Annotated in this window: 12 protein-coding genes; 10 read left to right on the top strand and 2 right to left on the bottom strand. The window is 66.9% G+C overall.

Features of this window, described 5'->3' with window-relative positions:
- Positions 1-33 precede the first annotated feature (33 nt).
- The 10 genes from J3R73_RS09280 (at position 34) to J3R73_RS09235 (ending at position 11809) form a co-directional block, all read left to right on the top strand.
- Positions 34-690, top strand: coding sequence for a bifunctional 4-hydroxy-2-oxoglutarate aldolase/2-dehydro-3-deoxy-phosphogluconate aldolase (locus tag J3R73_RS09280; RefSeq protein ID WP_307425409.1), 657 nt, complete (start codon positions 34-36; stop codon positions 688-690).
- A gap of 52 nt (positions 691-742) precedes the next feature.
- Complete coding sequence (locus J3R73_RS09275; protein ID WP_307425406.1) at positions 743-1528, top strand: SDR family NAD(P)-dependent oxidoreductase; 786 nt, start codon at positions 743-745, stop codon at positions 1526-1528.
- A 6-nt stretch (positions 1529-1534) separates the two neighbouring features.
- Positions 1535-2638 (top strand): ABC transporter ATP-binding protein, encoded by a 1104-nt coding sequence (locus J3R73_RS09270; protein ID WP_307425403.1) that lies wholly within the window; start codon positions 1535-1537, stop codon positions 2636-2638.
- A 33-nt stretch (positions 2639-2671) separates the two neighbouring features.
- Positions 2672-3916 carry an ABC transporter substrate-binding protein gene (locus J3R73_RS09265; RefSeq protein WP_307425400.1) on the top strand — a complete coding sequence of 415 codons (1245 nt, stop codon included), beginning with the start codon at positions 2672-2674 and terminating at the stop codon, positions 3914-3916.
- A gap of 437 nt (positions 3917-4353) precedes the next feature.
- Positions 4354-5301: a carbohydrate ABC transporter permease gene (locus J3R73_RS09260; RefSeq protein ID WP_307425398.1), complete on the top strand. Its 948-nt coding sequence runs from the start codon at positions 4354-4356 to the stop codon at positions 5299-5301.
- Positions 5302-5310: 9 nt separating this feature from the next.
- Positions 5311-6195, top strand: a complete 885-nt coding sequence (locus tag J3R73_RS09255) for a carbohydrate ABC transporter permease (protein ID WP_307425395.1) — start codon at positions 5311-5313, stop codon at positions 6193-6195.
- A 74-nt stretch (positions 6196-6269) separates the two neighbouring features.
- Positions 6270-7049, top strand: a complete 780-nt coding sequence (locus J3R73_RS09250) for a GntR family transcriptional regulator (protein WP_307425392.1) — start codon at positions 6270-6272, stop codon at positions 7047-7049.
- Positions 7050-7480: 431 nt separating this feature from the next.
- Complete coding sequence (locus tag J3R73_RS09245) at positions 7481-8572, top strand: substrate-binding domain-containing protein (RefSeq protein ID WP_307425390.1); 1092 nt, start codon at positions 7481-7483, stop codon at positions 8570-8572.
- Positions 8573-8684: 112 nt separating this feature from the next.
- Positions 8685-10979, top strand: coding sequence for an ABC transporter permease (locus J3R73_RS09240; RefSeq protein ID WP_307425387.1), 2295 nt, complete (start codon positions 8685-8687; stop codon positions 10977-10979).
- Between the two features lie 35 nt (positions 10980-11014).
- Positions 11015-11809, top strand: coding sequence for an ATP-binding cassette domain-containing protein (locus J3R73_RS09235; protein WP_307425385.1), 795 nt, complete (start codon positions 11015-11017; stop codon positions 11807-11809).
- A gap of 69 nt (positions 11810-11878) precedes the next feature.
- Here the strand turns inward: J3R73_RS09235 and J3R73_RS09230 are convergent, their stop codons facing one another.
- Positions 11879-12976 carry a GntR family transcriptional regulator gene (locus J3R73_RS09230; protein ID WP_307425383.1) on the bottom strand — a complete coding sequence of 366 codons (1098 nt, stop codon included), beginning with the start codon at positions 12974-12976 and terminating at the stop codon, positions 11879-11881.
- 84 nt (positions 12977-13060) lie between these two features.
- Entirely contained in the window at positions 13061-13876 is an 816-nt protein-coding gene (locus J3R73_RS09225) for an HpcH/HpaI aldolase family protein (protein ID WP_307425380.1), read from the bottom strand.
- Positions 13877-14021 lie beyond the last annotated feature (145 nt).

The raw sequence follows: 14021 nt of genomic DNA, 5'->3' as shown, positions 1-14021 counted from the left end.
CTTGCGGAAACCGATTGCAGGGAGGAAGACGGCATGACGTCCCAGGACATGGAAGCGCGCCTCAGGCGGGTCGGGGTGGTGCCGATCATCGTGCCGCGCTCCGTCGCGTTCTGCCTCGACGTCATCGGCCCCCTGGCCGAAGGCGGCGCAGAGGGCATCGAGATCGTCATGCGCACGCGCGAGGCCCTGCCGGCGGTCGAGGCGGCGCGCAAGGCTTTCCCCGATCTCCTGATCGGCGTCGGCACGGTGATGACGCCCGAACAATATGACGCCGCCGTCGCGGCCGGCGCGGCCTTCGCCATCTGTCCCGGCTTTCCGCCGGTCCTCGCCGAGCATGTCCGCCGGTCCGGGCCGATTCCGTTCGTCCCCGGTACGGTCACCCCCACCGAGGTCATGACCGCGCAGCGCGCCGGCTTCGACATCCTCAAATTCTATCCTTCCGGGCCGTCCGGCGGCACGGCCACGCTCGGCGACTACGGCAATGTCTTCCCGAAGGCCCGCTTCATGCCGAGCGGCAAGATCGGCCTCGACGACCTGCCCGACTATGGCAGCCTCGCCAACATCGTCTCGGTGGGCGGCAGCTGGATGTACATGAACGGCGACCGGCCGTTCGAACGGGCGGAAATCGTCGCGCGCATGCGCCGGTCGCGGGAGGCGATGCGCGGGGCTTTCGCGATATCGACGACATAGCCGGCGCTCGGCTTTCTACCATGGTAGCATTGAACAACGGGAGAAGACGGCCATGAGCCAGGAAGGGCGGAAAAGAGCCCTGGTGACGGGAGCCGCGATGGGCATCGGGCGGGCGGTGGCCGAGAGGCTGGCCGAGGAGGGCTGCGCCCTCGTGCTCGTCGACATCGCGGAGGAGGAACTGGCCGCCGTCGCCCGCTCCCTCCGGTCCGCCGGCGCCATCGTGCATGCGGTCGTGGGCTCGGTGGCGGACCGTGCCCTCTGCGCCCGCGCCGCCGAGACGGCCAGGCGCGAGCTCGGCGGCCTCGACATGCTCTCCCACAATGCCGGCATCCAGCGCTACGGCACGGTCGAGACCACGGCGGACGAGCTGTGGGACGAGGTGATGAACGTCAACCTCAAGGCCGCCTATCTCATCTCGCAGGCGGCGATGCCGATGCTGCGCGAAAGTCGCGGCGCCGTCGTGCATATGGCCTCCGTGCAGGGCCTCGCCAGCCAGGAAGGCGTTCTTGCCTATTCCACCGCCAAGCACGGCCTGATCGGCCTGACCCGCTCCATGGCGGTCGACTACGCGCCGTTCGGCGTCAGGGTCAACGCCGTCGCGCCGGGTTCGGTCGACACTCCCATGCTGCGGGAGGCGGTCCGGCTCAATCCCGATCCGGACGCCGTCTGGCGGGCGATCGACGCCATGCATCCGATCGGCAGGCCGGCGAAGCCCGGGGAGATCGCCGAGGTCGTCGCCTTCCTCTTGTCGGAGCGTGCCTCCTTCGTGACGGGTGACGTCGTGCGGGTGGACGGGGGTCTCCTCGCACGCCTCGGCGGCTCGCCCCGGAAGGAGTAGCGGCCGATGTCGCATGTCAGCCTGAGGCAGCTCGTGAAGGTGTATGGCCACCAGGTGGCGGTGAAAGGCATCGATCTCGAGATCGCCGCCGGCAGCTTCGTCGCCTTCGTCGGCCCTTCCGGGTGCGGCAAGTCGACGACGCTGCGGATGATCGCCGGCCTCGAAAGCGTCTCCCATGGCGAGATCCGCATCGGCGAGCGGCTCGTCAACGAGGTGCCGGCGCGCGACAGGCGCATCGCCATGGTGTTCCAGTCCTACGCCCTCTACCCGCATATGACCGTCTACGAGAACATGGCCTTCGCCCTCAAGGTGGCGAAGGTGCCGCGGGCGGACATCGACCGGCGGGTGCGCGGCGCGGCAGGCATCCTGCAGCTCGAGCCCTATCTCCAGCGCCGCACGTCGCAGCTTTCCGGCGGCCAGCGCCAGCGGGTGGCGATGGGGCGCGCCATCATCCGCGAGCCCCAGGTGTTCCTGTTCGACGAGCCCCTGTCCAATCTCGACGCGCAGCTGCGCAGCGCCATGCGCGTCGAGATCAAGCGCCTGCACCAGCGGCTCGGCACCACCGCGATCTATGTCACCCACGACCAGACGGAAGCCATGACCCTGGCCGACCAGATCGTCATCATGCGCGACGGCCTCATCGAGCAGGCCGGCGCGCCGCTCGATGTCTTCGAGCAGCCGGCGAACGAGTTCGTCGCGCGCTTCGTCGGTTCGCCGGCGATGAACATGCTGCCGGGACGCATCGAGCCCGACGCGCAGGGCGATCCGTCCATCCGGCTGACGGCCGACCAGGCGATCAGCCTGCCGCCCGGCGTGTTCGGGGATCTTCCTGCCGGCCGGCCCGTCACGCTCGGCGTGCGGCCCGAGGACATCGTCCCGCAGGGCCATGGCGTGATGCCGGCGAACGGGCACGGTTTTTCGGCACCGGTGGTGCTGACGGAATCACTCGGCAACGAAACCCTGCTGTTCGCGCAATTCGCCGGACAGGAGGTGACGAGCCGGATGCAACAGCCCCGCATCGTCAGGGACGGCGAGACCCTGAGCTTCTCGCTCAACAAGAACCGGCTGCATCTCTTCGACCAGGAGACCGGCCGGTCGCTGCGCCAATAGGCCGACCATAACAGACGACCAGGAGGAACGACCATGCTGAAACGAACGAAGAGCGTGCTGGCGCTCGCACTTGCGGGAGCGCTGATGACCTTCGGCGCGGCCGCCCGAGCCCAGACGGTGACCGTCTTCCACGACAAGCCCTTCTACCAGGCGGGCTGGGACGGGCTGACGGCGACTGCCAAGAAATCGGGCATCGACCTGCAGTTCAGCGCCTATGCCACCGACCAGTTCCAGGCCTATATCCAGTCGAGCCTGCAATCGGGCGATGCGCCGGAAGCCTTCACCTGGTGGAATGGCACCAAGCTCAAGGAGATCGTCGACAGCGGCCAGATCGCCCCGCTCGACGACCTCTGGGCCAGGAAGATCGCCGCGGGCGAATACGACGCCAGTTCCGCCGAGCCCTTCAAGGTCGACGGCCATATCTATGGCATGCCGACCGGCCTCAACCGCTGGGTCGTCTTCTACAACAAGGCGCTGTTCAAGAAGGCCGGCATCGACAAGGTGCCGACGAGCTGGGACGAGCTGATGGCGAGCTGCGCCAAGCTCAAGGCCGCCGGCATCACGCCGTTCAACGCCTCGCTGCAGGAAGGCTGGCGCGGCTTTATCTGGTTCGAGGAATTGCTGATCCGCACCGATCCGGACGCCTATGTCGCCCTCAACCAGGGCAAGCTCAAATATACGGACGAGCCGGTCCGCAATGTCTTCAAGATCTGGGGCGACCTCTACGCCAAGGGCTATTTCACCGACCCCGCCAGCCAGGAGGAACAGCTCGACTTCGCACGCGGCAAGGCGGCGATGTATCTGGCGGGCGACTGGAACATCGGCCTCATCGAGAAGGGCGGCCTGAAGGCGGGCCAGGACTTCGACGGCTTCATCATGCCGAATGTCGATCCGAAGGTGCCCAAAGTGGTCATCGTCGAGGCGGCGCCGCTCCTGATCAGCAAGGCCGCTGCCGACAAGCCGGAGATCAAGGCGTTCATGGAATGGTATATGAGCCCGGCCGCCATGGACTCCTGGGCGACCGTTCCCGGCCTCTATGCCGGCAACAACAAGGCCAAGGCCCCCAATTCCATCGTCCAGCAGATCGCCAAGGTCGCCTCGGACGAGCATTACCGTTCGATGGTCCGCTATTGGGAGGCCTCGCCCTCGGAGATCGTGCTGCCGGCGGTGGAGGAGTTCAACCGCTTCATGACCAACCCCTCGCCGCAGGCGGCCGAGACCGCGATGAAGAACATCGACGCGATCGCCTCGCAATATTGGGCGGCACATGGCGGCTGAGGGATGGAAACGGTGAGGCCTGACCATACGAATCTGCCCGGCCTCTTCCCCGGGAGCGCGGACGTCCCGTCCGCTCTTCCTGGCCGCCGGGCGCGACGCGCATGGACCGTGCCGATCGGGGGACCGGCACACCGGCGGGCGGGTCCGCGACCCGCCTGCTGCGAATCCGCCTGGCTCTTCGTTGTCGGAAGAGGCGGACGGGCCGTCCGCGCGCCCGAGGCGGCGGACACCGGGCCGTTCCAGGCGCTCCTTCCCGGGAGCGCGGACGTCCCGTCCGCTCTTCCCGCCCGCCGGCCGCGACGCGCATGGACCGTGCCGGTCGGGGGACCGGCACACCGGTGGGCGGGTCCGCGACCCGCCTGTCGCGAATACACTTGGTTCTCCGTTGTCGGGAGAGGCGGACGGGCCGTCCGCGCGCCCGGGAAAAGGCGTACGCCGTGACGCAGACATCCGCCACCCTCCGGCTGCCGGCCGGCGCGCCGCCGATCGAGGCGATGATCGCGCTCGAGCGCCGCCGCCAGCGCAGGCGCCTGTGGACCGCCCTCGCCTTCATGGCGCCCGCGATCTTCTTCGTGACGGTGTTCCTGCTGCTGCCCGTCCTGTTCAACGTCTACGCCTCGCTGACGCAATGGGCGAAGTTCTCGGGCCTCGACGCCTTTGCGGGCACCGCCAATTACCGGCGTCTGCTCTCCAATCCCAATTTCGCCGCGGCCGCCTTCAACACGGCCTTGTGGATTCTCGCCTCCTTCATCCTGCCGGCCGTCTTCGGCCTCAGCCTGGCGCTGTTGGTCAGGGGCGTGCGCGCCGAGGAGAGCTTCAAGAGCATCTTCTTCATCCCGCGCATGTTCTCGGCCACGGCGATCGGCGTGATCTGGTATTACGTCTACGCCAATCAGGGCATCGTCAATTCGGCCCTGCGGGCGCTCGGGCTCGGCAATCTGGCAAGCCGCTGGCTCTACGAGGAGAACCTGGCGACGCCTGCGATGATCGTCACCCATCTGTGGCAGCAGATGGGGCTGATGATGGTCCTGCTCCTGCTCGGCCTCAACGCCGTGCCGACCGACCCGATCGAGGCGGCCAAGGTCGACGGCGCCTCGCGCTGGCAGGTCTTCCGCTTCGTCGTGCTGCCGCTGCTGATGCCCACTCTGCTGGTGGTGGTGACGATCTCGGTGCTCGCGGGCTTCACCTCCTTCGATCTCGTCTGGGTGATGGGCCGCGATTTCCCCAACCGCTCGACGCTGACGCTGGCGGTCAACCAATATTGGGAATCCTTCCGGGCCGGATCCTGGGCCTATGGCGCCGCCATCGCCGTGGTGCTCGGGCTGCTCGCCTTCAGCATCAGCTGGTCGCTCGGCATGCTGCAGCGCCGTCTCGACAAGCGATAGGAGGATCAAATGACCGCGACCGACGCCGGCGCCCTCGATTTCGACGCCATCGCCCGCCGGAGCCGCAACGCGGACCAGGGCCGCATTCTCGGCTTCGCCATGGTGGCGTTGCTGGCACTCGCCTGGGTGACGCCGTTCTATTACCTCGCCGTCTCGGTGTTCAAGACGAGCGCCGAATATGGTCAGGGCCAGCCTCTGGCGCTGCCGCAATCCTTCGCCCCCTTCATCGACAATGTCCACGAGGCCTGGATCAAGACCCGCATGGGCTCGGGCATGTTCAATTCGGCCCTTTATGGGCTGGTCGGCGGCAGTGCCGCCGTCTTCATCGCCGCTCTCGCCTGCTACGGCCTCACCCGCATCGATTTCCGCGGCAAGGGGTTCTGGTTCATGCTCATCTTCTCGGGCACGATCTTTCCCCTGCAGATGTATCTGATCCCCCTGTTCATGGCCTACAACAAGCTCGGCCTGACCAATTCAAGGCTCGGCATGATCCTGTTCTACACTGCGATCTGCATTCCCTTCCCGGTGCTCGTGCTGCAGAACCACATGGCCGGCCTGCCGCGGGAGATCGACGAGGCGGCGCGCATCGACGGCTGTTCGGAGTTCCGCATCTTCCGGTCGATCATCCTGCCCAATTGCTGGGGACCGATGACCGCCCTGTTCCTGATCCAGTTCACCTGGATCTGGAACGACCTCCTCTTCTCGATGGTGCTGACGACGCGCGAGGACGTCCGTTCGCTGATGAACGGGCTGATGGTGCTGCAGGGCAGCTATGCTGCGGAAACGCCCAATGTGGTGATGACGGCGACCCTGCTGGCGAGCCTGCCGACGCTCGCCTTGTTCTTCGTGCTGCGGCGCCATTTCATGCAGGGCCTGCGGCTGCAGAACCTGTAGGAATCGGTTGCAATCGGGTTGAACGCCTTGTTTCACCCATGAGGGCGATGGCAGCCTGCTCCTAGGACATCAAGATGGACATCGATCCCCAGGCAGATACTCCGTTCGGCCTCTCGCCGGTTCTTTCCGCCGGTACCTCGGTGGCGGGGCGCGCCTTCGGCATCCTGCTCAGCCAGATCATGACCTTCCGGCTGAAGCCGTTCGAGCTCGTGTCGGAAAAGGCGATCTCCGAGGCGCTGGGCATCAGCCGCACGCCGGTCCGGGAGGCGCTCGCCCGCCTCGCCGGCCTGGGCCTGATCGACATCTATCCCCAGCGCGGCAGCGTGGTCGCGCCGCTGCGACTGGCGGATCTCGAAAAGTCGCAGTTCCTGCGCGAGGCGCTCGAAGTCGGCCTCGTCGGGCGCGCCGTCGCCAGCCCGAACCGGCCGCATCTCCTGCACAAGCTCAAGGACGAGCTCGTGCTGCAGGAGGCGCTCTCCCTGATCTCGGACGACCGGCGCTTCTTCAAGTCCGACGAACTCTTCCACCAGCACATCGCCAATCATGCCGGCTTTCCGGGCCTGTGGGCGGAGATCAGCGCCGCCAAGCTCCATATGGACCGCTTCCGCTTCCTGACCTTCCCGCGCGTCGACAGCATGAAGACGGTGATCGACCAGCACCGCGCCATCGTCGACAGCATCGAGATCGGCGAAGCCCGCCGCGCGGAGGAGGCGATGCGGGAACATCTCCGCCGCATCTTCAGCGTGATCGGCATCGTCCAGCAGCGCCACCCCGAATATTTCAGCGACGAGGATCAGCAACCCCAGCTCGCCCGCCCGCGTCGAGGCCGCGGCGAGAAGGACGCCGTCGCCTGACACGGCCGAAATTTCACCGCCGGAGCATTTTCCAGAAAAGTCGATCGGCTTTTCGATCAGGAAAATGCGTCGCAATAATCGTTTGAGAAAAATTGCGTTTCGATGGAAGCGCCATTTGCTCAAGCGCGGGACGTCTGGTCCATCGGCTCCCTGTCCGACTGAAACGGCCCCCGATCCTCCCTCGCCAAGGACTTGCCGAACCGGCTCGGGCGCCCCGCCCTGCCGACAGGCGTCGCGACGGGAGAGTGCCGCGCGTGGGCGCCGGCACGGATGGCCGTCGGCATGGCCGAGCGCCAGCCGTTCGATTGACATTCATGTCAATCATACAATACAAAATGATTGCTGATCGCCGCAGGCCAAATAGCGGCGCGAAGCGGCCTTCCCTCGCTCGGGCGGGCTCGCCGGAAAGAAGAGAAACAACGGAGGAAACCATGAAGTACGCAACATGCGCCCTGATGCTGCTGGCGACGACCGTGTGGTCGGCGTCTTCCGGAGGAGCACAGGCCGCGGGCACGGGCGTCCTGTCCAAGGCGGTCGGCGGCTACACGTTCGAGGATGCGGCCAAGGAAGCGCCGGCCACCAAGGATTTCCATTCCAAGGACGGCAAGCTCACCTTCGCGATCATCACCCATACCGCCGGCAACGGCTTCTTCGACCCGACCTATGTCGGCGCCAAGGTCGCGGCCGACGCCTTCGGCATCAACCTCGTGATGCTCGGCTCGGAGGCGCCGCTCGACGACATCCCGCGCGAGATCGAAATCCTCAATCAGGTCGTGCAGGACCCGACGATCGACGGCGTGATCATGACGACGCCGCAATCCGGCGCCTATGACGACCTCGTCAAGAAGCTCGAAGCCAAGGGCGTGCCGGTCGCCACCACGAATTCCTACGATCCCAACCTCTACGATCGGCTGAACATTTCCCACACCGGCCAGGACTCCTCGGCAGCCGCCATCGGCGGCGCGGCTCTCGCCAAATGCCTGATCGACAAGAAGGTCAGCGGCGGATCGGTGATCTTCCCGTCGATGACTCAGGCCGGCAACGAAGAGGTCAACCGCCGGGTCACCGCCGCCTTCGAAGCGACGGTGAAGGCGCTCAACGCCGCCGGCGTGCTCCAGAACTTCAAGGTCGACGCCGGACCGAAGAATATCGGCATCGACGTCGACACCAACGACCTGAGCGGCTCGATCATCCGCCTGATCGAAAGCCGCGGCGACGTCGTCGGCGCCTTCGCGGCGAATGGCGGCGTGACGCCGGCCCTGGGCGACGCCATCTCGCAGAAGCAGCTCAACAACAAGATCTGCGCATTCGGCTTCGACCTCGGTCCCAAGCAGCAGGAACAGATCAAGACCGGCGCCCTGACCGGATCGCTCGGCCAGCAACCCTTCCTGCAGGGCTTCTGGCCGGTGATGCAGCTCTATCTGCAGATCGATCGCGGCATCGCGGCCGCCAACCTCGACACCCGCGCGCAGCTGGTGACCAAGGACAGTCTCGGCAACGTCGGCAAGCGCTACGAAAACTGAGCCGCAAGGGGCGCGGCGGTTCGCCCCCGTCCGCGCCTGCCGTTCCCGCCGCGCCGGCGGGGACGGCGCCGGTCTTCGCACCCGCATCACGCCATGCCGGAGAAGCGCCTCGATGAACCGCCACGCCGCCGCCTCGGACCATCGCGCAGGCCGCCCCGCCGCACAGATCGCGGGAGGATGGGAGGTCGGCCTCCTCCTGTTCATGGTGCTGATCTACGCCATCGGCGTCTTCACCAATCCGAGCTTCTTCGGCAGCGGCAGCGCCGTCGGCTCGGTCCTGCGCGATGCCGCGCGCTATGGCGTCATGGCCTGCGGCATGACCTTCGTCATCGTCGACAGGGACCTCGACCTTTCGGTCGGCTCGACGCTGGGCCTCGTCGCCACCATCTTCTCGATCAGCTACGGGCAGAGCTTCTTCGATTCCGACGTGACCACCGCCATCCTCGCCGCGGTCGCCATCGGCGTGTTCATCGGCTTCCTGAACGGCTGGCTGGTCACCATCATGCAGGTGCCCTCCTTCATCGCCACCCTGACCATGCTCTTCATCGGGCGCGGCTTCGTGCTCGGCTTCACGGGCGGCAAGACGATCGCCTATGACAGCAAGGCGGTGGGCGATGCCTGGTTTTTCCACCTCGGCGAGAGCAATGGCTGGGGCTTCAACAACCAGATCCTGATCTTCTTCGCGGTGGCGACCCTGGCGGCGATCACCCTCGCCAAGACCCGCATCGGCTACGAGACCTACGCCGTCGGCGGCAATGAACAGGCGGCGATCTATGCCGGCATCCCCTCGCGCTGGGTGCGGATCCGCGCCTATGTGTTTTCGGCGATGGGCGCGACGCTCGCCGGCCTCATGAACGTCGCCCAGAACAAGGGCGTGGATTCGAGCTTCGGTGCCGGCGCCGAGCTGATCGTCATCGCCGCCACCATCGTCGGCGGGGCCGCCATCGCCGGCGGCCGCGGACGCGTCCTCGGCGCCTGCCTCGGCGCCATCCTGGTCGAACTCATCGACATCGTGCTGCGCCAGGGCGTGCCGATCACCCGGATCATCAAGGTCGGCGACATCGAGATGAAGGTGCAGCAGCTGGCGCAACTCCCGCCCGGCGCGGTACCCGCCTTTCTCGGCCTGATCCTGCTGCTCGCGGTGACGATCGAGCCCTATGTGGTGCAGCGGCGCGTGCTCGTCCGCCTGTTCGCGCATCTGACCGGCCGGCCACTGCCGCTGTCCTTCGATACCGGCAGCGTCGCCATCGCCCAGCCGGCGACGAAGGGCACGCGGGCGCAGTCGCGAGGGGTCGGCGCCAAGGGCCTGCGCGCCCTCTTCCATCGGCGGGATGCCGCCGCCGTCATGCTCGCGGTCGGGCTCTGGCTGGTGGGTCTCTATCTCCGGCCGGATTTCTGGGGCTCGCTCGACAACACCTTCAATCTCGCCCTCGCCTTCACGGAGATCGCGCTGCTCGCCATCGGCCTCACCTATGTCATCGCCAATGGCGACATCGACCTCTCGGTCGGTTCGGTCCTGGCGCTGTCGGCCTCGACCGCGGCCTTCCTGATGCACGAGTTCGGCGCCGATCCGGTCTTCGCCGTGCTCGCCGCCCTCGTCGTCGGCACGCTGGCCGGCGTCCTCAACGGCGCCCTCACCGTGCGCTTCGGCATGCCGGCCTTCGTCGCCACGCTCGGCATGTTCTACATGGCGCGCGGCGTCGGCGCGTGGCTGTCGGCGGGGCGGCAGCTTTCCGGGTTCGACGCCGGCTTCACGCTGCTCGGCCGCAAGATCATCGAACTCTTCATCTATGTCAGGATGGAGCCGGCGCCCGGCCTGCTGCACAACCTCGCCGACGCGATATCCGTGCAGACGGTGATCATGGCGGTGATCGCGACCCTCGCAGGCATCGTGCTCGGCAGCACCACCATCGGCCAGATGATCTACGCCACCGGCGGGAACCTGCGCGCGGCGCGCTACGCCGGCATCAATGTCGACCGGGTTCGTTTCCTGAGCCTGGTCTTCTCCGCCTTCTGCGCCGCGGTCGCCGGCGTCATCTACGTCGCCTATCTGCGCAGCTTCAACCCGACAGCCGGCCAGGGCCGTGAGCTCGACGGCATCGCCTCGGTGATCATCGGCGGCGGCTCGGTGTTCGGCGGCTACGGCACCGTCATCGGCTCGCTCGCCGGCGCGCTGGTGATCACGCTGATCCGGGGCCTGCTCTCGCTGCAGATCTTCCTGCCCGACGGCTCCTCTTTCGTCATGCCGCAGCATTGGGTCAACGTCTTCATCGGCCTCATCCTCATCGTGGCGGTGCTGGGCGACATCTGGATACGCCAGCAGGGCATTCTCGACCTCTGGCTCGGCCGATGGCGGCGATCCCCGGCGAAGCATGCCGTCGAGCCGGTCGCCGTGACGCAGGACTGAAGACCCGAAAGCAACAGAACGAGCGGGAGACGCCCATGACGACGGCCGGCACCACGCCCATCATCGAGATGCGGGATATCAACAAGAGCTTCGGCGCCGTGCAGGCCCTGAAGAACGTCAGCCTCCATCTCATGCCCGGCGAAATCCTTGGCCTGGTCGGCGACAATTCGGCCGGCAAGTCCACGCTGATGAAGGTGATGACCGGCGCCTATCTCCGCGATGCCGGCGAGGTCCTCGTCGGCGGACAGCAGACGCATTTCCGCAGTCCGCAGGACAGCCGGGCCCTCGGCGTCGAGATGATCTACCAGGACTTCGCCCTGTGCGGGAACATGGACATCGGCCAGAACATCTTCCTCGGCCGCTGGCCGCGGCGGATGGGGCTCTTCGTCGACCGCGAGAAAATGTATGCGAATGCCGGCGAGGTGCTCAGGCGCCTCAAGGTCGACGTCAATTCCGTCTACCAGAAGGTCGAGAGCCTGTCGGGCGGGCGCCAGCAATCGGTCGCCATCGCCAGGGCGATCTCGTTCAACCCCAAGGTGGTCGTGCTCGACGAGCCCACCGCCAACCTTTCCGTGATGGCGACGGAACGCCTGCTCGAGACCATGGCGGAGCTCAAGCGCCAGGGCGTGGCGCAGATCATCATCTCCCACCGCCTCACCGACATTTTCGAGGTCGGCGACCGCATCATGGTCCTCAAGCGCGGGCAGAACGTCGGGGAGCGCTACATCCGCAACACCTCGGAAAAGGAAGTCCTGGAGCTGATCGTCTCGGGAACGCCCGAGACGCGGCTCTCGGCCGACGAGGCGGAAGGGCGGGAAGCGGTGTCCTGAACCTCATCCGCCGTGCCGGCCGCACGAGGCGCCGCTGCCCGAGAAGGCGCGTCCGGAATGTCGGAAGGCCTATCCCTCCTGCGGCGCCGGGCCGGTGCTGTCGTGGAGATCGAGCACGGGGGGATCGTAGACGGTACCGTAGGGGTCGGCCGGGTTCTGCCAGCGCCAATAGAGGCGTTTCAGCACGGTCTCAGCGGCCTGGCGGCTGGGGCGGCCGGCGACGGCGAGCTTGCCGAGATGCTCGCTTTCGATATCGGGGGTGCCGATGCGGACGACGCTGACGTCGCCGGGCATGGACAGCCCGACGGCCTCGAAGGCTTCGAGGATCCGGGCGCCCGTCTCGAAGGACAGCAGCACCACCGCCGTCGGGTGCGGCCCGCCTTCCCCGCGGAACAGCGCCGAGAGCGTGCCGACGAGATCGGCAAAGCCGAAATAGCCGCCCCGCGACGGCGAAAAGACGAGCGGTGCCTCGCTCTGGGACAGGCCGCGCCAGAAGCGGAACGCCTCGAACAGGCGCCCGACGCGCTCGTAGAAATAGTCCGGGCGGTCCTCGACCACCCAGGCGATCCGGCGGTGGCCGAGTTCGGTCAGATGCTCCAGCACGAGGCGGGACAGGATGCTCGGATCGTTGGAGATCGCATCCACATCGATCTGGTCGACGGCGCGGTTCTCGATGATCACGCCGTTGCTGATCTCCCTGAGCAGCCCCAGCAGCCGGACCGGGATCACCGAAGTGCGCGGCTGCAGGATGCAACTGTCGTAGCGCGGCCCGTCGCGCAGCATCGCCATGGCATGTTCGGCGTCGTTGTAGGTCAGCACGACCGAGGTATGCCCGTCGGCTGTCAGCCGCTGATGGATGGTCTGCGCGATGATGTCGCCGCGCTCATATTGCGAATGGTGCAGCAAGGTGAGGACCTGCCTCGTCGCGACGCGCCCCGGCTGCGCCATGCGCGGGCCGACGAAGGTGCCGCGTCCCACATGGGTGGCGACCACACCGTCGGCGCTGAGGGCCTGCAAAGCCTGCTGGACGACATGCTGGCTCACGCCGTAGCGGGCGACGAGGTCACGCACCGTCGGCAGACGGGAGCCCACGGGCAGGCCGTCGGCCATGCGCCGCAGCTCCTCGACGATATTCACATTGGCCCCGACCGACAAACCCTGCCTCATTCCCTCGACGATCCCCCTTGCCGCACCTCCCGGCCGGTGTCCAGCCTGCATCTCGCCGCCCCGCCCTGGCGCAGGCGGCGGCGTTCAATAGCCATGGGACAGTTCGCGCACCTGCAGCCCGGCGCCGCCGCCGCGGAACGCCGCGAAGGCCGACAATTCGGTCTTCGCGGCCTCCCGCAGCAGCGAGACGTCGCCGGAAGGCAGGACGACGTCGAAGCCGTCGCGGAACAGGTCAGGCCAGCCGCGGCCGGCGCTCGGCACCGTGCCGGTCTTCAGGCCGGCCTTCCTGGCCACGGCGAGGACGTGATCGACCATGCTGTTGACGTCCGGATGGTCGAGCCCAAGCGTATGCCCGGCATCGGCGGCGAGATCGTTGCGGCCGATGAAGACGATATCGATCCCCTCGACCTCGCAGATCGCCTCGATCGCCTCCACGGCCCGGACCGATTCGATCTGGCAGGCGATGACGAGGCCCCTCGCCGTGCCCAGCGTGTAGTCCTGGTCGATGCCGTAGCGCGATGCCCGGGCGGAGCTGGCGGCCCAGCCGCGCGTGCCGAGCGGGGGATAGCGGCAGGCGGCGACGGCGCGCCGCGCCTCCTCCGCCGATTCGATCATCGGGATCATCACGCCGTCGGGCCCCTGGTCGAGCAGCGGCTTGAGGAAGGCGGGGTCGGCGGAGGGCACCCTCACCATGGCGCCGGCACCCGAGCGCTGGACTCCCCGCATCATATTGGCCGTATCCATGAGGCTGCCCGGCCCATGCTCCATGTCGATCAGCACGATGTCGTATCCCAGCAGGCCCATCATCTCGGCGATACCGGGATGGGCGAGCTGCAGCCACACGCCGAGGACCGGCGCTTCGCGCTGCAGCGCCTGCCTGAGCGGATTCGAAATAGCCATGACCACCCTCCCCAATCGGCCGGCCTCGCTCTTCCAACCGGGTCGGCACCGGATGGCCCATGTAAGAAAGTCGGGCACAACTTGACAATACAATTTTTCAATCAATACAAATTATATGAAAGCGGGGAGCGCCCCCGCGGGCCGG

This window comes from Labrys monachus, from assembly GCF_030814655.1.
GTDB classification, from domain to species: Bacteria; Pseudomonadota; Alphaproteobacteria; order Rhizobiales; family Labraceae; genus Labrys; species Labrys monacha.
Note: the sequence above shows the minus strand (reverse complement) of the source record. Positions and strands in the feature narration are given on the sequence as shown.

Excerpts from the sequence above, each read along its gene's own strand:
- J3R73_RS09225 (WP_307425380.1), bottom strand. The coding sequence starts at position 13,876 with ATGGCTATTTCGAATCCGCTCAGGCAGGCGCTGCAGCGCGAAGCGCCG.
- J3R73_RS09240 (WP_307425387.1), top strand. The coding sequence starts at position 8,685 with ATGAACCGCCACGCCGCCGCCTCGGACCATCGCGCAGGCCGCCCCGCC.
- J3R73_RS09265 (WP_307425400.1), top strand. The coding sequence starts at position 2,672 with ATGCTGAAACGAACGAAGAGCGTGCTGGCGCTCGCACTTGCGGGAGCG.
- J3R73_RS09235 (WP_307425385.1), top strand. The coding sequence starts at position 11,015 with ATGACGACGGCCGGCACCACGCCCATCATCGAGATGCGGGATATCAAC.
- J3R73_RS09250 (WP_307425392.1), top strand. The coding sequence starts at position 6,270 with ATGGACATCGATCCCCAGGCAGATACTCCGTTCGGCCTCTCGCCGGTT.
- J3R73_RS09230 (WP_307425383.1), bottom strand. The coding sequence starts at position 12,976 with ATGAGGCAGGGTTTGTCGGTCGGGGCCAATGTGAATATCGTCGAGGAG.
- J3R73_RS09280 (WP_307425409.1), top strand. The coding sequence starts at position 34 with ATGACGTCCCAGGACATGGAAGCGCGCCTCAGGCGGGTCGGGGTGGTG.
- J3R73_RS09270 (WP_307425403.1), top strand. The coding sequence starts at position 1,535 with ATGTCGCATGTCAGCCTGAGGCAGCTCGTGAAGGTGTATGGCCACCAG.
- J3R73_RS09245 (WP_307425390.1), top strand. The coding sequence starts at position 7,481 with ATGAAGTACGCAACATGCGCCCTGATGCTGCTGGCGACGACCGTGTGG.
- J3R73_RS09275 (WP_307425406.1), top strand. The coding sequence starts at position 743 with ATGAGCCAGGAAGGGCGGAAAAGAGCCCTGGTGACGGGAGCCGCGATG.
- J3R73_RS09255 (WP_307425395.1), top strand. The coding sequence starts at position 5,311 with ATGACCGCGACCGACGCCGGCGCCCTCGATTTCGACGCCATCGCCCGC.